This window comes from Hyphomicrobium sp. (assembly GCF_036780825.1).
Classification (GTDB): Bacteria; Pseudomonadota; Alphaproteobacteria; order Rhizobiales; family Hyphomicrobiaceae; genus Hyphomicrobium_C.
On record NZ_DAIQCD010000034.1, the window covers coordinates 1 to 18,922 of the forward strand.

Below are 18,922 nucleotides of genomic sequence, written 5' to 3' on the forward strand. Positions count from 1 at the left end.
GCGAGACGATCTTCGAGAACCGCTTCATGCACGTGCAGGAGCTGGCGCGGCTCGGCGCGGACATCAAGCTGCACGGCGATACCGCGACGATCAAGGGCGTGAAAAGCCTGCGCGGCGCCCCCGTCATGGCGACGGATTTGCGCGCCTCCGTATCGCTCGTCATCGCGGGCCTCATGGCCGAAGGCGAAACCACGATCAACCGCGTCTACCACCTCGACCGCGGCTTCGAGAGGCTCGAGGAAAAGCTTTCGCGCTGCGGCGCACGGATCGAGCGGCTGAGCGCCGGCTGAGTGCACGCCTGGAGCCGTTCCGCTTTACGCGGAATCAGGGAACGGCTCTAAGCTTTTGTTCCTCGTTCTTCTTCTCGGACACTTTTACTTGCATGGCTTCGCCATGACCGGTTCCCACTTTTCCGGAAGCACTCTTTAGACCCGCACCAATAGTCTCTTGATGCTGACTGTTCGGGATGTGAGTGGGCCGTCGAAAGCCGCGGCGCGCGCCGACGGCGTGCGGGGATGTGTCTCAAACTAGAGCGCGTTCAATTTTATCGGAATCGGATTGCGCGACGTGAACGCGCTCTAAGTTTTTGTTTGAGAGACTGATTCACGTTCTCGGTGAATGCGTGTCCGCATCCACCTCAAACGATCAGGCTCTAGCGAGTGCGCTCAGGGGCACGATCCAATTCCGAGGCGAGTGAATGGCGTCCGCGGCGCGAGATTGAGACGCTCCGCCTCGCCCCCTTGCCCGCAAGGCGTCACATTTCCGATCGATTGAAAGCGCAATGCTTCGAATCTGTCGGGCGTATCGTTGCAGATGACGGTTTTTCGGGGGTAATTGGGGAGATCAGATATGAAAGCTTTCGGCTTCGTCGCCCTCGCTGGCGCGGCGGCTTTTTTTGTGACCTCCGCGCCCGCGTTGGCGCAAACCAAGGTGAAGGTCGGAACCCTGACCTGCAAGAGCGGATCGAGCATCGGCTTCATCGTCGGCTCCAAGAAGAGCTACAGATGTAAATACCTTTCGGCGTCGGGTTCCTATTCTGAGCGCTATTCGGGCTCGCTCACTCGGATCGGGCTCGACGTCGGCGCTACCTCCAAGGAAGTCATGGTCTGGGCCGTGTTCGCACCCTCGAAGGTGCGACATAGGGGCCTTTCCGGCTACTACGCGGGCGCGACGGCAGATGCTGCGATCGGCATCGGCGGCGGCGCCAAAGTCCTGCTCGGCGGCTCGACCAAATCCATCGCCTTGCAGCCGGTCAGCATTCAGGGGCAGACGGGCGTCAACCTCGCCGTCGGCGTCGCCGAGTTGTCTCTGCGCTAGAGTGCTTCCGGAGAGAAGTACGACCCGGCAGGGAATTTAGAGCTGTTCCCGTTTCTACCTAAACTCGAACGGCGCTGAGCTTCATGAACGTCGGATCGCGTTGCAGGAACGCGATCCGGACCCTCGTTTGAGCGCTTAACCGCGTTCCTGATGCGAACCGAAGGGTTCGCGTCGCATACGGCCAAGCCATCGGTTCAAGCCCACACAGGTTGCAGAGCCGCGCCGCCCCGGCTATCAGTCGCCGTCTACGACGGGATAACGGGGACGCGTCCGCATGTCCGACCTGAAGCTCATCGCCTTCGAAGCCGAAGATTTACCTATCCTCGCCGCACATCTGCAAGATGCAGTGCTGACGGTCGGAGACATGGCCTATCTCAAGGCTGAGCGGCGCTTCGCCGCGGTGGTCAACCGCTTCGACTGGAGCCACGCGGTGACCGCAGCAGACAAGGACGGCGCCTTCGTGCGTCGGCGGACGGGCCTCAGGATCGAGCATGTCATGGGCGCGCAGGTCCAGGGCATCGACCTCGCCAGCAAGGATCAAGTGCTCTCGCTCCTGACGCTGATCTTTGAGCCCGGCGAGGCGCCGCACGGCACCATCCTCCTCACCTTCGCGGGCGGCGGGGCGGTGCGGCTCGCGGTTGAATGCGTCGAGGCGGCGCTTTCGGATCTCGGTGCGGCCTGGGCCACGCCGCGCAAGCCCGAGCACGCCGGAGAGTAGCCCCAGCCCCGACGTCGCGAATTTCGCAACAACTTCCCGCATTCTCAGGGTAAACGGCCGCGGCTGCCCCAATAAGGCGGGGCGGCGCCTGCCGATAGAGCATTATACACGCTTAGGCCGGTGCATTCTGTGACCCCAGCGCGCTTTCGCCTGCCGCTGCCGTCGCTTATAACGGCGCCATATGCGGGGACCATTCTGCTAGGCCTCGCCCTCGGAGATACCCATGCCGCTGCGCCTTTCGACGTCCGACCAAGATTTCGCACCGCGTTTCGATGCGTTCCTCGCAACCAAGCGCGAGGTATCGGACGACGTGGACCAGGCGGTGCGCCAGATCATCGCCGACGTGAGAGCGCGCGGCGACGCGGCGCTGATCGAGCTTTCCAAGCGGTTCGACCATGTCGACCTCGGCGCCATCGGCCTGCGTGTCAGCGAGGATGAAGTCGAGGCGGCCTTCCGGGCGTCGAGCCCGGAAACACTCGAGGCGCTCGCCTTCGCCCGCGACCGGATCCAAGATCATCACGTCCGCCACCTGCCTCACAGTGAGACCTACACGGACGAGCTTGGCGCAACCCTCGGCCACCGCTGGACGGCCGTCGAATCTGCCGGGCTCTATGTACCGGGCGGCCTCGCCTCCTATCCGAGCTCCGTCCTCATGAACGCCGTGCCGGCCAAGGTGGCCGGCGTCGAGCGCTTGGTGATCGTGGTTCCCGCCCCCAGGGGCGAGCTCAATCCGCTGGTGCTGGCAGCGGCGCGGCTCGCGGGCGTCACGGAGATCTATCGCGTCGGCGGCGCGCAGGCGGTCGCGGCCCTGGCCTTCGGCACGGAGACGATCCGCCCGGTGGTCAAGATCGTCGGCCCCGGCAACGCCTATGTAGCGGCCGCTAAGCGGCAGGTGTTCGGCACGGTCGGCATCGACAGCATCGCAGGCCCCTCCGAGGTGCTGATCATCGCCGACAGGCACAACGATCCGGAGTGGATTGCTGCCGATCTCCTGGCGCAGGCGGAGCACGATACCGCGGCGCAGTCCATTCTCATGACCGACGACGCGGCGTTCGCGGACAAGGTCACGGCCGCTGTGGACCGGCAACTGGCGGAGCTTCCCAAAGCCGACATCGCGGGGGCGAGCTGGCGCGACTTCGGCGCCGTCATTCTCGTGCGCTCGCTCGAGGAGGCGCCAGCGCTCGCCGACCGCATCGCCGCCGAGCATCTCGAAATCGCGACGCGCGATCCCGATGCGCTTGCGGCCGAAATCCGCAACGCTGGCGCCTTGTTCCTCGGCGCTTACACGCCCGAAGCAATCGGCGACTATGTGGCGGGCCCGAACCACGTGCTGCCGACGGCACGCAGCGCGCGCTTCTCCTCAGGGCTTGGCGTCCTCGACTTCATGAAGCGAACGTCGATCCTCAAGCTCGATGCGCCCGCGCTCGGCAAGCTGGCGACGCACGCCATGACATTGGCGCGCGCCGAAGGGCTCGAGGCGCACCGGAGATCCATGGAGATCCGGCTTGCGAAGGAAGGAGCATGACGGAATTTTCGACGGAAGCCGTCGAGACCAACAACCGCATCAGCGAGATCGTGCTCGATCCTGCCTCGATCTCGCGCGGCAATGCGAACATCGAGCACGAGCGGGAGGTGGCGATCTATGACATCCTGGACGGAAACTCCTTCGAGCTCGAGGAACGCGACGAGGGTCCTTACAAACTGACCATCGGCATGGTGGAAGATCGCCTGGCGCTCACGGTGCACAGCGCGGGAAAAGAAGCGGGAGAGCCCGTCGTCTCCCACTTTCTGTCCCTCACGCCCTTCAAGCGCATTATGAAGGACTACTTCCTGGTTCTGGACAGCTACTACCAAGCGGTCCGCTCAGCGCAGCCCTCGCATATCCAGGCGATCGACGTCGGCCGGCGCGGGCTGCATGACGAGGGCAGCCGCGTGCTCATCGAGCGGCTCGAGGGAAAGATCAAGATCGATCTCGATACCGCCCGGCGCCTCTTCACGCTCATCTCGGCCTTGCACTGGAAGGGGTGAGCACGTGTCAGGCGAGGGTGGCGGGCCTCGGTCGGTTCTGTTTGCGTGTGCGCTCAACGCAGTGCGCAGCCCCATGGCAGCAGCGATCCTTCGCCATCTGGTGGGCGACCGCATCCGCGTCGAATCGGCCGGCGTAAGAGCCGGCATCACGGATCCCTATGCCGTGGCGGTGATGGACGAGATCGGGATCGACATCTCCGAGCATGAGCCTTCGACGCTCAAGGAGATCGACGATCCCGACTTCGATCTCATCATCACGCTCTCGCCGGAAGCCCACCACCATGGCGTGGAGATGACGCGCATCCTGCCGGCGAACGTCGAGTACTGGCCGACGCCGGATGCGACCGTACTTCTCGACAGCGCCAGCCGCGAGGATCTGCTCGTGGCCTATCGCGACGTGCGCGACACGCTCTTTCAGCGTATCAAGCAGCGCTTCCTGCCGTCCGCTGGCGGCCCGATCGTTTGAGGTACGGTGTTTGCTCAATGTGCGGAGCCGGCGCCGACTTCAGCCGGTTGCCTCGGAATGCGCCGCCTCAGATGCCGGCTGCTGCCTCGAGCGCATCGACATCCCAAGTGAAGCAGGCCCCTTGCGGGCGAGCGTGCCGCTTCCGTCGAGGAGTGCCCGAGCCTTGTTGATCTTCGGCCGGCTGTTTCGATCAACAGCGCCAGCTCGCTCTGGGGTTCGAGCGATCGATCAGGGTAGAGCGCAATGCCTTTGAGTTAATGGCCGGCCGCACGCGGGCGCAGAGGAACCTTACGATCGCGTCCCGGAGCCTCACCGGATCCCGCCGTTGTTTCATGGCAAGCGCCGATGACGGCAACGGGATCTTGCATTTCGCCGGGGGGCTCTGCATTCTCCGCGAAGTTCCATGCTCTTCAAGGGCTCGGGTCCGCCGTCGGGCCTCGTTCGCGTGCTCCCTCGGCATCCATATTGCATCCCTTTCGCTACAATCCATCGGCACAGTGAGATGAGCTCCGTCAAGGCCGCCTTTCTCAGTCCCTTCAAGCGCACGGACAGCCCGCGCCGTGAGACGCTCCGGCGCGAGCTTGCGCGCATGCGTGCACGCGAGGAGGGGCCGCAGCACGCCCCCAAACTGGTGCTCGCGAGCGCCAGCCCGCGCCGGCTCACGCTGCTCGCGCAGGCTGGCATCGAGCCCGACGCGCTGCGACCGGCGAGCATCGACGAAACGCCGCGCATGGCCGAGATGCCGCGCTCCCTCGCCTCGCGCCTTGCACGTGCAAAGGCGGAAGCGGCGCGCGACCAGCTCGCCAACGATACCGAGATTGCGGATGCCTACGTGCTGGCGGCCGACACCGTAGTCTCCACGGGACGGCGCATCTTCGGCAAGCCCGAGCACATCGACGAAGCCGTGGCGACGCTGGAGCGTCTCTCCGGGCGCTCCCACCGCGTGCTTACGGGCGTCGCCCTGATCACACCGGACGATCGCATCCGCACGCGCATCGTCGCGACACGCGTGCGCTTCAAACACCTTTCGAAACCCGAGATCGAAGCCTACATTGCCTCCAGGGAATGGCGCGGCAAAGCGGGCGGCTATGCCATCCAAGGGCTTGCCGGCTGTTTCGTGCGCACGATCACCGGGTCCTATACGAATGTGGTCGGCCTTCCCTTGACCGAGGTCGTGAGCCTGCTCACCGGCGAGGGTTTCCCGGTGCATTTCAACTGGCTGCGCGCGGCCGAGACCGACGCGGAATGAGGCCCCGATGACCCAAACCGAAAGCAAGGCGGCACCTGGCTTGTCCGGCGGCAAATGCCCAATCTGCGGCAAGCCGACGGCCCATGCCGCGCGGCCGTTCTGCTCGTCGCGCTGCGCCGATATCGACCTGGGCCGCTGGGTTTCGGGGGCATACGTGATCGCCGGCGGTGATTCGGATGCGGACGAGGACGGCGACGAAGGCTTCGCCAAGGAGGCCGGACGGCTCGATCGCGGCGTTGGCCCGGACGAAGAGGAACAATAACGCAGAGGCTGGCTTCGTGATGCTGGACAGCGAGAGGCCTTACCCCTATAAAGCGCGAGCTTCGACGGCGGGCGAATGCCTTCCCTAAGCCTCGCAAGCAAAAAGCCCAGGTAGCTCAGTTGGTAGAGCATGCGACTGAAAATCGCAGTGTCGGTGGTTCGATTCCGCCCCTGGGCACCACGGCTTTCCTAAGCCGCTGATTTGGAATAACTATCGAGCATCATTGACCTTTTTCGCCGCGCCACTGTGCTACAGGGGTGCGCTACATGGTGCTTGTCATGGCCCGTCCGACTACCCGCCTTGGGTCGCGCAATGCGCAGTTCCAGAAGCGCGTTCCTGCCGACGTACTGAAGATTGCCCGTGGCCGGCGTGTGGCTCTGTCGCTGCCCCCGGAGATCGTCGGCGGCGAAGCCATTCGCATGACCATCACGCTCGGCACCACGCTCCGCTTCTCACTGCGTACCGACGACAAGGCTTTGCGCGACATGCGTCATGCCGCCGTCGTTCAGCAACTTGAGACAGCCTTCGCTGCAATCCTTGCAGGGCCTCGCCGCATTTCGCTCAAGGAGTGTTACGAGCTTGCGGGCATCCTCTACCGCGATCTCAACGCGGGCTTTGAGGATGATCCAATTGACGCCGGTTGGTGGCGGGTCGTCGGTGAGATCGTACAAGACGCGCTCACCGGCTTGCCGTGGCCGCCTCCTGACCTTGACAACTCTACTCAGGACCGAAGGCTCCGCGCATTGGAACGGTACGTGGGGCCGTTCCTTGACGCGATTCTGCTCCGGGAGGGCGTGAACGCGGATCCGGAAGACCGACCGCAGCTTCTTCGCGTCTTTGCAGAGCGTATTACCGACGCAGCCAAGAAGCTCAAGAGGAACGCGGAAGGAGACTTCGCGCCCGATCCTTTGGCGGCAAAGATACCGCAGTGGCGGGGCAACGCAGTCCAAGACACCGCGAAGTCTTCCTCGCTTACCTTCGACAGGTTGCTGGCCCTTTGGGAAACGAACAAGGCTCCCACTTCAATCGTCGCTTATCGCGCGGCAGTGGCCAACTTCAGTCAGCATCTTGGCCATAACCAGCCGATGCGCGTGACGAAGCCCGACGTGCGACAGTGGCGAGACGCGCTGTTGGCGGGAGATCGCACTCCAAAGACCGTAAACGACAGCTACCTTGCACATATTCGCACTCTCTATCGGCTAGGGATGCGAGAAGACCTTCTAGACTTTGATCCGGTCGAAGGTGTTCGAGCGCAAGAAACGAAGGTGGCCGGAAAGGGTGGCAGAGTTTACACCGACGAGGAAGTCGCCGCACTCCTGGCATTGGCCGATAAAGAGGATGACGCGAAGTTCCATTGGATGCCGTGGCTGCTTGCTCTTACAGGAGCCCGCGTCGGTGAGATCGCTCAGCTTTGGGGCGAGCACGTAAAGAATACCAGGGGCATCGACTACATCAGCATTACGACGACGAAAGACGGCGGTCGCCTCAAGAATATCAACTCCGAACGCGACGTGCCCATTCATCCCGCGTTGATCGAACGTGGCTTTCTCAAATTCGTAAAGAAGAAAGGCAGCGGCCCGCTATTCTACGGCGGCGAGGCGGGATCACCCCGTCAAAGGAAATCGGGTCAAATACGCCACGCTTCGAAGGGAGTTGCGAACCGCTTGCGCGAATGGATACGCGACAACGGTTTCACCGATCCGCGTAAAGCGCCCTGTCACGCTTTCCGCCATTGGTTCAAGTCGATTTGTCCCGAATACGGCGTCTTAGACAGTCAAGCCAACGCATTACAGGGCCATGCCGGCAGTGATGGCGAGGCGTCTCGCTATCGTCATGCTCGCCTTCCGGCGCTTTATGCGGCGATCAGCAAAATCCCCGTCCCTACGACGCCACCGCATAAGGCCGAGGACGACGCCTCCACAGGGGGCCAATCATGAACCCGCAACGCATTATCGTCGGCGCATCCGCCGCCGCCCTTGTGATCGCCTCTGCGGGCTTCGGCGCGGTCTACGCATGGACGACCGGCGGCCACCATGGTCCCGTCCTCGGTGCTCTCTTCGTAGCCATGGCGCTGGGTCTTGAAGGCGCAAAGCCGTTCGCCGTCGAAGGCATCTTCGCTGCGCTCCGTTCATGGTCGCTTGGTCGTGCCGCTGCAATGGCCGCGCTGGCCCTTGTCGCCGTCGCCTACAGCCTGACCGCAGAACTCTCGCTGATGGCGTCCATACGCGCCGATAGTGCTGCCGAGCGCACCCTTGCCAGTGACGCCGCAGCCGCCGTCCGTGCTCGTTACGACGACGCCAAAGCCGAACTCGCCATTCTGCCCGCTGCCCGTCCTGCTGGCACCATCGCCGCCGAGATCGCGCGGCTTGAGACGACGCCCGGTCTTGCGTCCTGCGAAGACCGCACAGCTCCGGCTTACGGCTCCGTCACGCGCCGTGTCTGCGCCGAGATCGCGACCCTACGCGCCGAGGGTGACACCGCCGCCCACCGTGAGCGCCTTCGCCAAGCCTTGGCCGCCGCCGAGCATGACTTGGCCACCGCGCCGCCGACGACGAAAGGCGACCCTGCCGCGTCAGCCTTGGCGACATACCTTGCCGCATTCGGACTATCGGTTGCCGCCGCAAGCCTCTCCGACTGGCTCGCTCTCATGCCGGTGCTCGCCCTGGAGATCGGATCGGCCCTCGCCCTTGTCCTGGTCAACGGAACGCGCGTTGGAACAGAGGGTGCAAGGGCTGGAACAGAGGGTGCAAGGGCTGGAACGCAGATGGCGCAACAAGTCGCGCTGGAGCCCGATGGAGCCGTTCCAAGCGTCTGCGAAGGGGTGAGTGAAGGCGCCACCGAACAAGCCTCTGGCGGCGTTCCCGTCACGCTTACGCAAGAGCCTCGGAACACGCCTCTAAGAGACGCCTTGCTGACGCATCTGCGGGACGCCGGGGGCTCGCTTAGGACCGGGCAAAGATCACTCGCAAAGGCGCTCGGGGCATCCACGACCGAACTACATCGGACCCTACATGCGCTAGCAGCGGCAGGCGTCATCGCCCTCAATGCAGCACCATCGGGGACCGAGCTGCGCCTTATTGCGTAATTCGGAAGACCAAGCGGCAAAAACACAGGGCCGCGCCCGTCCGCACGAACATTCACGACCGAAAGAAGGGAAGACTAAAGCATGATCACGACGACCATCACGACGACAGACTATCTCCCCGGCGAAGCTCTAACGGGCCGCATGACGGCGCGGGAATGGCTAGAGCGGTTCGCGCCGACCACGTTAGAGGTGATGCACGTCATGGCCGCCGACGATCCTAACGACCCGGCCCTTGCAGTCGATCTGAGCTTGGCTGAGATAACGGAGGTCGGTCATACCGAAGCTCGGCGCCTCGGCCTTCCCGCCTCTTCGACGGGCCACTATCCGGGCGTCGTATGGGAACTCGGCGCCGCCAAGCATTGGGCTTAGTGCGGCCCGCTCTCCAGGGCGCTTACGGCCGTCGTCCAATCCAAATGAAAAGGCCCCTTCGCTGGGGCCTTTCTCTTACGCGCTCTCCGCGGCCGCTTCGGCCTTATAGGCCGTCTCTCGCTTCAGCCCTCGTTCCGCCATCGCCCGGTAGACTGACGAGCGGCCGATGCCGAGCTTCTTCGCGACGACGGTCGGGCTCTCACCCGCCGCCAACATCGCCTCGACCTCACCGGCCTTGGCGCGAGCGGTCGGCTTGCGGCCCTTGAACTTGCCTTCGGCCTTCGCCTTGGCGATGCCTTCGCGCTGACGCTCCAGCATCATATCCCGCTCAAACTCCGCAACGGAGCCGATCACGTTGAGCATGAGCCTTCCCGTGGCCGTGGACGTGTCTAGGTTCATGTTGAGGATGCGGAGACCCGCGCCCTTCGCCTCGATCCGATCCACGATGGCCAGCAAGTCGCGCATGGACCGTGCCAGCCTGTCGAGCTTCGTGACGACGAGACTGTCGCCGTCCCGGAGATAGTCGATAGCGGCCTCTAGCTGCTCACGCTGAGCAACCGACGAGACCCTTTCAGAGAACACCTTCTCGCATCCCGCCGCCTCAAGGTCGCGCTTCTGCGCCTCAAACCCGGCGACCTGCTCCAAAGTGGAAGTCCGTGCATACCCAATCTGCATTGCCGTGCGTCTCCGCTCCCTCGAAGCCATGTACCGCATGACTTAAAGAGATGATGGCACAATCATCCCAAAATTACAACATGATTCATGTGGGACGCATTCAGCGCTGCCGGGACGGCGCTCTGAGTGAGTCATTAGACCCTGCCTATTGGGACGACGGCGTTAATGCGGAAAGGGAAAACGCATCGGTCGGCATCAAGGGCGGCGCGGAAGAACGGGGGCATCGCAGGGCGGGAAGCAAGGAGACCGGGACGCTCCCCGCCCCGCGAGCGTCGTGACCATCGCAGCCAGCGAACAACGCTCAACGCATGGCGCGGAGGGCGGAAGCGCATCGTCATGCGAAGCGGCTGCGGCGCAGTAGGATCACGGAAAATGTGTTAGGAGCGGCCCCCGCGGGGGTACTGACGACGCTCGAAATTATTTAATGCCACTTCAGACGTGCGACCCAAAACATCGCGATCTCGACGGCAGTGTGCTGCGGGAAACTATAAATGACCTCCAGGACTGACCTTTAGGCGAAGCTGGACTATGCCGTGATATCTTCGCCGCCCTGTCTCGAGCGGTGGGATTACTTGCACTGTATGAGGAGCGCGATGTCCGATTTTAGTTGGAATTGGAAAGAGGCCATTTCTCATGTGCTGAGGGAGAGCCCCCAAGCGATGCACTATACAGACATCGCAGAAGCTATAACGGCCCAAGGTTTTCGTAGCGATGTGGGAGCAACGCCCGCAGCGACTGTAAATTCCACAATAAGTGGATCGATTAATGGAGGCGAGTCCCCGTTTATCCGCGTCGGTCGAGGCTACTACTGGCTTCGAGAGAAGACGGAATCTCAGAGCACTAGTCCGATAGGCCAATCTGATGCTGAAACAGACCCTACCACTGACCCTGCCGGTGAAGCGGCTGGAACAGGGCTAATTAACGCTTTGGGAATGTACTGGTCGCGGGACCAGATCGTATGGGCAACGACACCGAAGCTGCTCGGTCGGCAGCAAGGAGCGACCAAGTCTGTGGATTTTTGCGGTCAGAAAGGAGTCTATTTGCTTCATGATCGTCGCTCAGTTGTCTACGTCGGTCGAGCGACGGATCAACCTCTGGGAGTACGCCTTCGCCAGCACATAGCCGACCGGCTAAATGGGCGCTGGGATCGTTTCTCATGGTTCGGCATTTGCGGAGTTAACAATGAAACAGGAGAACTCTTCGCCGGGTGCCAGCCACAATTTGATATTGAAATGTTGATTGCGACTATGGAAGCGCTTCTAATTGAAGGGCTTGAGCCGCCGCAGAATAGGAAACGCGGCGATGATTTTGGGGCGGTGGAATTTCTCCAAGTGTCGGACCCAGCATTGGAACGGAACCAAGTGTTGGAGTTGCTAGATAATCTCAGAGAAAAGTTTATCCTTGAAGCAAAAATATAGTTCAGGCTCGGAGGAGGCCCCGGCATCTAAAGCGACTTTCGCCGCCCAACTGCCAGGGCCTCTTTAAGGGGTTGTGTGAAGGTTCTTAGCTGCGCCTCAGCTCACGCTTAGAAGGACGCTTCGACCTTCGGAGCTTTCACCGGACGGTCTTTGATCAAGTGACCGAACGCGCTCATGAAGGGAATCGTAGCGCCCGGCAGTAGGCCGCCGAGGGCTCGAAGCTCCATCTGGCTCATCTCTCGATTGTCGATCCAAGAGCCGGTGGTGCCGCTTACGCCTTCCGCAAGTTGGTTGAACGCGCTGATCGTAGGGGAACCGCCGAGAATATCGGAGGCTTGTCCCGTGGATCGAGCATCAAACATGCCGGGCCTGTCCATGAGGAACAGAAGCGTGTCGATAACCATGGGCGACGTGGCCGCCATCGTGGAGCGCGAGAATCCGGCCTTGGCGAGTGCCCAAAGGTTGCCGTGCTTCTCTTCGTACTCGTCTCCGTCCGGGCGCAGCGCAGCGAGCATCTTGACTTGCATTCCGCGCACCATAGCGGCCCACGTCGTCCCGAAGATGAACATCTTGAGGGCCGCCGCGTCGCGCTGGTGGAGGTTGTGCAAGAGATGGTTGTTGTACGCTGTGAACGGGAAGTTGCGAAACTGGAAGAACGTCTGCGCGAGAGGCTTGCCCATCCAGAGTGCGGTGTTGCCGTAGCTCTGTTGCTGGATCAGCTTCCGCGCATAGCGGTAGACCAGATGCTGGAGCGCCATGCTTACGTCGGCGTCCCACTTGTCCAAGTTCAAGCTGGTGAGCTTGCCGGGGAAGAAGAACCCATCCGTCTTGTCGGCGTGGCGGAAGTTCTCCATCACGCGAGCGGCCATCTCGTCGTCCAGGCCGAGGGCCTTCCAACGGGCCATATCCTCGGGGCCGAACTTCTTACCGGCCTTCACAAGGTCCGCCATGTCGGCAAGACGCTGGAGGACGGAAGCGGCGGCGTGGTGCTCTAGGATGGCCTGAAGGTTCATCATCCCGGAATACTGCGCCGTGAGGCGAGTGCCGAACGCTAGGTTCTCGGTAACGCGGTCCCAACGCGAGCCGGTCAGTGCCATCTCTTCGTTGCCTTGGAAGTGCTCCAGGCCGCGCAACGATGCCTTGTGGAGGCGCGAGCGTCCAATGCCCATAGCTTCGATCTGGTCATGCAGCCGGGTGCGGTAGCGAGTGCGGCCGGATGCATCCACGACGCGACGCCAAGCTGGCGCATGGGAGGTTCCCGCTTTGATGCCGAGCACAGACAGCGGCATGACGTATTCGTTCATCATGGAGATGGGGACGGACCACATGAGCCGCATGAAGTTGTAGTCGCGGATATTCCGCATGACCTTTGCGGGCTTCGTCGTGTGAGCCGGATCGGGCCGGCCCATGAGACGGTCATAAACCCATCGGATTTTCTCGACTTCATATTTGGCGTTGTCGCGCATGGCGTTGTCGCCAAACTCGGCTTCCCACTTCGACGCCGCCTGGATCACGGCTTCAAGCTCATCGTCGGTGCGGATGCCGTCCAACAGAATGTCCCCGCCCGTGTGACCGTCCTCCACCTTCGTTGCGATGGAGTTGCCGGTCTTAGGGTCTCGGGTGAGGACCGTCTTGAAGCGCGGCTTCTTGGGCATTGTGAGCTGCATACGAGCGAGAGCGACGCGGCCTGACAAGCGGTGAACGGCCGACTGGAAGAGGCGGTCTACGTTCATGTCTAGGAAGTCCGCAACGCGAATGCCGGTCGCCGGGTCTACGTGCGTGTAGTCCATGAGGACGCGGCGCTTGTGGTTACCGAACACGCCGGAGGGGTCGGGCTTGCGGTCGAAGATCGTCTTCGCGAGGTCTTCGACTTCGGCCGGGGAGAGCCCCGTGTCGCGCTGGAGGGCGGCGACAAAGCGGCGGCGGTCGCGTCCGTTGAACGAGATCGTCCATTCGTCTTCGATGCCGAACGCGCGGTTGCGGATGTTGGTCGCAAAGCCAGCGGAAAGGCGCTGGAGATAGCGCTTATCGATATTCGGCTGTGCCTTTTCAATGGCGTCTTGAATGAGCCGGATAAGGCCCGTCTCGCTGATCTTTCCATTCTCAACGGCGTACTGGATCTTCGTCGCATCCCAACGGGTCGGCATGTAGACCTTGCCGGGGATGGCGTCCCACTCGTCGGCGCCGGGTAGCGGCTTGGTGACCTTACCGAACTCCCGTAACGGGTTCTTCGCGTCCTCGGCCAGCTCTTTGCCGAGCCGATCGATGTGCGGAATGAGGGCGTCGATAGCGTCACGCGCGGCCTGCGGAACGTTGTCCTTGAACTTGAGGCCGTTGATGCGCTCGCCCACGGCGACGTAGAACTGGTCGCGGACGAACGGCTGCTTGAGGCGGTTGATGCCCATCGCGCCGGCCCACGCCTTGAACTGCGCCTCACGCGCTTGCTCATACGGGACTATCCACTTGTCCGCCTTCTGGCGGGCGTCCAGCTCGGCCGAGTGCGGCGTGACGCGGTTCTTATCCACGTTGCCCACGGTGTCGTCTAGTAAGCCCCATCCGAGCCAGCGGCGGATCGGGTTACGGGACTTGAGCGAGAACGCGGCGCGGTCTGTACGGGCAGCGGTGACGGCCGAGTAGGGCACGTCCTCGTCGCGGATAGAGCGGATTAGGTTGTCGTCTATGAACGTGTGGCCAGTCAGCTCTTCGGGCGTCGGCGCGGCACCAGCGGCTTTCGGCTCGTTGGGCGTGAGCGCTCTTACAGCGGCCTCGTCCAGGTCGTCCATGTTCTCCAGGACGAAGCCCTGGAGGCTGTCGAGCATGTCACTGACTTCCTTCGCCGCCGCTTCGTCGGTCGCATTTGCAAGGGCCGTGCGAAGCTGTTCGATGAGTTCGATATTCGGCGCGGTCGGTGCCTCGGGTGCGGGCGGCATCTCTTCGACGGTGCGCTTCGGGATGACTGCGCGAGCGTCTTGGATGCGGTCCACGTTCCGGGCGATGACCTTCCCGCCGGAGACGACGCGATAAGGGCCGCTCATGTCCTCGGTCTCGGCCACGATGCGATACTCGGCGCCGTCGCCTCCTTCGTACCGGGCGATGAAGCGCGGGTTCTTAAGAAGGTCGGGCGTAGGTTCAAGCTCGGTGGGGTCCACGATCTTGGTCACGGGCTTCGCGTGGGCGGCCGGCGCATCTGGCAGGAAGTCGTCGGCGGTGCGAGCGCGGAACGGCTGACCGGGCGAGACTTCGGGCTGGACCTTGAACTGGTCCGGGTGCGGAAGCGCAAGCGGCGGGTCAATCATCGGCGGTTTCACGCCAAGGGCCTTCATCTGCGCATCGTAGCCGCCAGCCTTGAGGGCGCGTTGGGCAGCACGGGCGAGCATCTTCGCTTCCTCGCGTGTGGCACTCTTAGCCGCCAGCGGTCCCACTGCGGCGCCGAGGCCGACGCCTACGAGGGAGGCGAAGAGGTATTCTTCAGGGGTCGGCGCTTGGCCTGCCGCGTCCACTGCGGCGATGTTAGAGCCGGCTGCAAGGGCACCGGAGAGGGCTGAAGAGCCCATAAGCTCACGGCGGTTTGCCTTGGCGACATTTGCGAAGGTCTCGCCGGAAGCGAGGCCGATGCTTGCGCCCTTATGAGCGGCGGCGCTGCGGGCTGCAACGGCGGCTCTAGCGGAACGCATGATGGGGGTGACGATGCCGGCTGCGAGCGGCCATCCGGCCGGGTCCAGGTAGCTCGCCAAGAGGTTCGCGCCGAAGCTTCCCCAAGTGCTGTTGAGGCGTTCGGCGGCGGCGATGTGTTCTTTCGAACGGGCAAGCACACGCTGAAACTCTTCGGCGGTGCGAACGTCTTGAAGCTCTTCAAGCCAAGCCTCGGGCAGGCCGCCCTCTTGGGCTTCCTTGACCATGGCTTCCCACTCGCTTTCGGACAACGGCGTCTCTTGTGCGCCCCACGACTGGTAGAAGTCATAGACGTTGTTGACGATGCTGCCGGAGAGGGAGTTGTTCCAAATGTCTCCCCTGGTCTGTTCCCAAGTGTAGTCGCGGACTTCCTTGTTCCGCGCCCTTTCCTCGCGCCACGCCGCGTCGCGAACGATGAGCTGTTCGGCGGCGCTTGGCGTCTGTTCAAGAGTGGCACGTCGTGGGGGCGTGGAGGGAACGGGGAGGCCCGCCGTATCGGTGTTCTCGGCTGGCTCGTTGATGGGGGTGCTCTCAGCCTCATAAGGCTTGAGTTTGCCACCCGTGTTTTCAATCATTCTTCCTCATTTGCTGTGATGTCGAAGTTGGGCTCGTCCGCTTGCAAGCGCAAACGGCGACCTTGCCCCGTTGCCTTGAGCAGCGAGGTTGGGAAGTGCTCAACGCGCGGCCGTTCGCGGCGCGAACAGTTGAAGGTTATTCTGGTGTTGGCGGCCGGACTGTTCAGCGGCCTACGGTTTTCGCGTACAGAGCCCTTCGGGTTCCGCTGCGGTATCGGAGGCGCTGACCTTGAGAAAGCCGCTGTACGGGGAAACCGTCGCGGCTAGCGGGGGCTCCCGATGACGACGCGGCGTCGATCTCGGAATGTGCGGCCGCAGCGAGCGAAGCTCCTGACCATCCGGCCTAGGATGACCAAGGTGCGTATTGTCGTCGTGTCGTAGGTGGATCGTCGTCGGGGAAGCGCGTTAGGTTGCGCTGCTTCGAGACGTAGTGCTTACGGCGTCGTGACGGCCTGAAACCTAGGGGGCGTAAAGAGGTAATCCGACGACGATCATCCTCGAAAGTCGCACCTCCTTGAAATCAGTCAATCCAATCCCCACTAATTAAAGATTATATACTTAGATACATTGATCAATCCCTCTTAGGTTCCTCCTTAAAGACCTCTCTAACGAGTTCATTTAAGGTCCATTCTAAGAAGCCTCTTAAAGAGGTTATTGGATGATCCTCGTCGTATCTTCCTCTTAGGTTCTCTTTCAGATAACAGGGCTCGGCCTGGTCTCAGACCGTCGTCGGGGTTGAGGCCGGTCCCGGTTGTTCTCTCTCAGGACCGAGCGGGCCGGTCTCCCTCGCCCTTACGGTTTTGCCGTACAGGGGCGTTCGGGTGCTCCCCGGTCCGAAGAGACCTAGAACCTCCAAACGCCCGCCAGCGTGAAAACCGTAGAACCTGCTACGCGGCCTCTCGGTTCATCTCAAACTCTCTATGCGGGACGACGACCGGGCCGGCCAAGGCACTCTCGCGAGTATGCTTGCTCGCCGCGTCGCTCACCTTCCGGTAGCGGAGCGTCGGCGTCCACTTGCCCGGCATGGTCAGGGAGGGGGCGAATACGTGGAGAGAGCAGTTTCCGAGGCTACGGTTTTCCAGCACACGGGCAGCAACGTGCTCGGGGTCTCTCACCCCTCGGGCAATGATCTCGCCGCCCGGCGCGTCCACCGTAACGTCGTACAGGAGCCCCTTCGAGGGGACGGAAGCGGGATGGAGGTAGATTGAAAGCGTCGTGATGATCGTATCTCCCTTAGAAGGTTGAGACGCGGGCAAAGAAAAAACCCCATCCCGGCGAGCGGGTGGGGCGGATCAAACTCAAGCGGTACGGGGGATGCAGACGGCGAAGGGCCGTCGCTATCGCGTGTCGTCGGCAGCGGCGTTGGCGGCTGCATCTAAGTCCGGGAGGTCGTCAACAAACGCCTAGGCGGCGGGCGACACTCTATTCATATCGCGTCCTTCAAACACGTCCGCCACGATGGCCGCGAACGACGGCCACCATCGAAACCATTCTTCGCGGTGGTCCCGCTCAAGCCAGTATCGCGCCGTCCGAATGGACATGCCCGTCTCGGCTGCGATCTGCCGAATGGTCTTCGCTTTGTCTTCGCTGAGCATGTGACGCCCAGCGCAGATGTATGCCCCGAGCGTCGCCCGGTGGCTGGTAGGTTTAGACATAGGGTCTCCTTTGGGGGACGGCGGCGGGACGGAAGGGCGCTTCCAAACAGGGCCCTTAATTGCCCGCTGCGCAACGACGGCCATTCCTTATAGGGGCGTTATTTGCCTACTGACGAACTAAGTAGGCGCTCCAGATGAGGCCCTTTCCTACCTGGCAACCTATTTGTGAGCTGACCATTTCGGTTGGTTTTACGGGGCGTCCCATCGGGGCCATTCCATCCTGGTCCTTTAATTTTTCTGAGCCCTTGCCGCGCCGTCATAGGCCGGGCGCCTTCCTCCAACCTGGGCGGTCAATTCTGCGCACGGACAATAATAACGGCCGTCGAAGGCCTCCTAAGAGGAAGCTAGCCACCTAAAAGCGTCTTCCGGTGTTTCTCCAAATGGGCACGTTATTTCCTCGCCACGCGTGAGCCGAAGCGGGAACTGCCCTTTGAGATAATCCAGCAAGGCTTGATCAATCGGCAGGCAGCGGAGGGTGTTAGTCCACCCTGGCGGGTTAATTGTGCACGGCGGGACACTCCGGGCCACTAGCCCGCCGCCGTCGTGTACCTTCCGACCATCTTTCAAAGCGGCGCGGCAATGAGCATGGATCGGATAAGAACCCGCGAACTTAGCTCCCTCGCTTATGGCGATCCGACTGGCTTCCTTCGCGAGCTACGGAACGTGGAGAAAAATCTAGGGACCGTGGTTGACAGTCTGCCCGACAAAGCCAGACGTTTAAGAACGAACACACTGAAGCCCTCTCGCGAGATGCGAGATGCGGCGTTGTTCTGTCAGGGGATGAGCGAACGGCTAGGTCACAAAGTGTTCTTCGCGCCAACGGAACGCGAAGACTATGACTTTGTAGCCATGTGGTGCGCCGAAGATGAACAGCGCTTTTGCCCTGTACAGCTCAAGGAGCTGGTTCCGGCCGACTGCAATCCTCTCGGATCGCTGGACAGCATCCTGTCAGGGCTTTCACGATACGGCGACGCAAGGGGCCTAACGGTGGCTCTTCGGCTGAACCGCACGGGCCGCTTCGATCCGGCCGCGTTGAAACTACCGAGCGGCTTGCGTCTCGGCGGATTGTGGACGTTTGGGTGTGTCTCAGCGGATCAGTCGAAGTGGGCTATATGGGGAGACTTCGCGTCACGCTCGGTTGAGCCCATCGGCACTGAGTTTGAGTACCCTGTTTAGCCCTGCGGAATGGAGGGGTTCCAGATTGGGGCCTAAATTGTGGGACTCAAGGGACCGTTCGTGCGACAATACTGCCGCTATTGTGTACGTTCAGGGCGGCAACACTTCCTTGAAAACGGAAGATCGTCGCCGCTTGCAGTCCGATCCTGCGGGACGGACCTTGTGTCTCGTTCAATCCACTTAGCGCACGATCGGGACCATTCGATGCTAGGCTTCTTATTCGACCGCGACACTCGCTACACGGCCGACGATCTTGT

The 18,922-nt window shown here is 62.1% G+C and carries 16 protein-coding genes, 1 tRNA gene and 1 pseudogene; 14 read left to right on the top strand and 4 right to left on the bottom strand.

Features of this window, described 5'->3' with window-relative positions:
* The 12 genes and pseudogenes from V7P99_RS12075 to V7P99_RS12130 all read left to right on the top strand — a co-directional run.
* Positions 1 to 290 (top strand): annotated as a pseudogene (locus V7P99_RS12075) (UDP-N-acetylglucosamine 1-carboxyvinyltransferase); the annotation flags it as partial.
* Positions 291 to 849: 559 nt separating this feature from the next.
* Positions 850 to 1,317, top strand: coding sequence for a DUF992 domain-containing protein (locus V7P99_RS12080; RefSeq protein ID WP_333795076.1), 468 nt, complete (start codon positions 850 to 852; stop codon positions 1,315 to 1,317).
* Between the two features lie 274 nt (positions 1,318 to 1,591).
* Positions 1,592 to 2,035, top strand: coding sequence for a DUF2948 family protein (locus V7P99_RS12085; protein ID WP_333795077.1), 444 nt, complete (start codon positions 1,592 to 1,594; stop codon positions 2,033 to 2,035).
* Positions 2,036 to 2,258: 223 nt separating this feature from the next.
* Positions 2,259 to 3,560 (top strand): histidinol dehydrogenase, encoded by a 1,302-nt coding sequence (gene hisD / locus V7P99_RS12090; protein ID WP_333795078.1) that lies wholly within the window; start codon positions 2,259 to 2,261, stop codon positions 3,558 to 3,560.
* The gene (locus V7P99_RS12095; protein WP_333795079.1) at positions 3,557 to 4,063 is read left to right on the top strand and encodes a UPF0262 family protein; all 507 of its coding nucleotides are present in this window, start codon (positions 3,557 to 3,559) and stop codon (positions 4,061 to 4,063) included. Before hisD ends, V7P99_RS12095 begins: the two co-directional genes overlap by 4 nt.
* A gap of 4 nt (positions 4,064 to 4,067) precedes the next feature.
* Positions 4,068 to 4,529: an arsenate-mycothiol transferase ArsC gene (locus tag V7P99_RS12100; RefSeq protein WP_333795080.1), complete on the top strand. Its 462-nt coding sequence runs from the start codon at positions 4,068 to 4,070 to the stop codon at positions 4,527 to 4,529.
* Between the two features lie 589 nt (positions 4,530 to 5,118).
* Positions 5,119 to 5,778, top strand: coding sequence for a Maf family nucleotide pyrophosphatase (locus V7P99_RS12105; RefSeq protein ID WP_333795099.1), 660 nt, complete (start codon positions 5,119 to 5,121; stop codon positions 5,776 to 5,778).
* 7 nt (positions 5,779 to 5,785) lie between these two features.
* The gene (locus V7P99_RS12110) at positions 5,786 to 6,040 is read left to right on the top strand and encodes a DNA gyrase inhibitor YacG (protein WP_333795081.1); all 255 of its coding nucleotides are present in this window, start codon (positions 5,786 to 5,788) and stop codon (positions 6,038 to 6,040) included.
* Positions 6,041 to 6,144: 104 nt separating this feature from the next.
* Positions 6,145 to 6,220, top strand: a tRNA-Phe gene (locus tag V7P99_RS12115).
* An 86-nt stretch (positions 6,221 to 6,306) separates the two neighbouring features.
* Positions 6,307 to 7,977 (top strand): hypothetical protein, encoded by a 1,671-nt coding sequence (locus tag V7P99_RS12120; RefSeq protein ID WP_333795082.1) that lies wholly within the window; start codon positions 6,307 to 6,309, stop codon positions 7,975 to 7,977.
* Complete coding sequence (locus tag V7P99_RS12125; RefSeq protein ID WP_333795083.1) at positions 7,974 to 9,125, top strand: hypothetical protein; 1,152 nt, start codon at positions 7,974 to 7,976, stop codon at positions 9,123 to 9,125. The genes V7P99_RS12120 and V7P99_RS12125 overlap by 4 nt, the downstream gene beginning before the upstream one ends.
* Before the next feature lie 81 nt (positions 9,126 to 9,206).
* Positions 9,207 to 9,494: a hypothetical protein gene (locus V7P99_RS12130; RefSeq protein WP_333795084.1), complete on the top strand. Its 288-nt coding sequence runs from the start codon at positions 9,207 to 9,209 to the stop codon at positions 9,492 to 9,494.
* A gap of 75 nt (positions 9,495 to 9,569) precedes the next feature.
* Here the strand turns inward: V7P99_RS12130 and V7P99_RS12135 are convergent, their stop codons facing one another.
* Complete coding sequence (locus V7P99_RS12135; RefSeq protein WP_333795085.1) at positions 9,570 to 10,169, bottom strand: recombinase family protein; 600 nt, start codon at positions 10,167 to 10,169, stop codon at positions 9,570 to 9,572.
* A 593-nt stretch (positions 10,170 to 10,762) separates the two neighbouring features.
* On the opposite strand from V7P99_RS12135, the gene V7P99_RS12140 reads away from it, so the two are divergent.
* Complete coding sequence (locus V7P99_RS12140) at positions 10,763 to 11,587, top strand: HTH domain-containing protein (RefSeq protein ID WP_333795086.1); 825 nt, start codon at positions 10,763 to 10,765, stop codon at positions 11,585 to 11,587.
* Between the two features lie 107 nt (positions 11,588 to 11,694).
* Here the strand turns inward: V7P99_RS12140 and V7P99_RS12145 are convergent, their stop codons facing one another.
* From V7P99_RS12145 to V7P99_RS12155, 3 genes are all read right to left on the bottom strand, one after another.
* The gene (locus V7P99_RS12145) at positions 11,695 to 15,834 is read right to left on the bottom strand and encodes a hypothetical protein (protein ID WP_333795087.1); all 4,140 of its coding nucleotides are present in this window, start codon (positions 15,832 to 15,834) and stop codon (positions 11,695 to 11,697) included.
* An 887-nt stretch (positions 15,835 to 16,721) separates the two neighbouring features.
* A complete protein-coding gene (locus tag V7P99_RS12150) occupies positions 16,722 to 17,090 on the bottom strand; it encodes a hypothetical protein (protein ID WP_333795088.1) in 369 nt (122 codons plus the stop codon).
* A 147-nt stretch (positions 17,091 to 17,237) separates the two neighbouring features.
* On the bottom strand, positions 17,238 to 17,489 hold the full coding sequence (locus tag V7P99_RS12155) for a hypothetical protein (protein WP_333795089.1): 252 nt from the start codon (positions 17,487 to 17,489) through the stop codon (positions 17,238 to 17,240).
* Positions 17,490 to 18,068: 579 nt separating this feature from the next.
* Between V7P99_RS12155 and V7P99_RS12160 the strand changes: the two genes are divergently transcribed.
* Positions 18,069 to 18,665 (top strand): hypothetical protein, encoded by a 597-nt coding sequence (locus V7P99_RS12160; protein WP_333795090.1) that lies wholly within the window; start codon positions 18,069 to 18,071, stop codon positions 18,663 to 18,665.
* Positions 18,666 to 18,922: the final 257 nt, after the last annotated feature.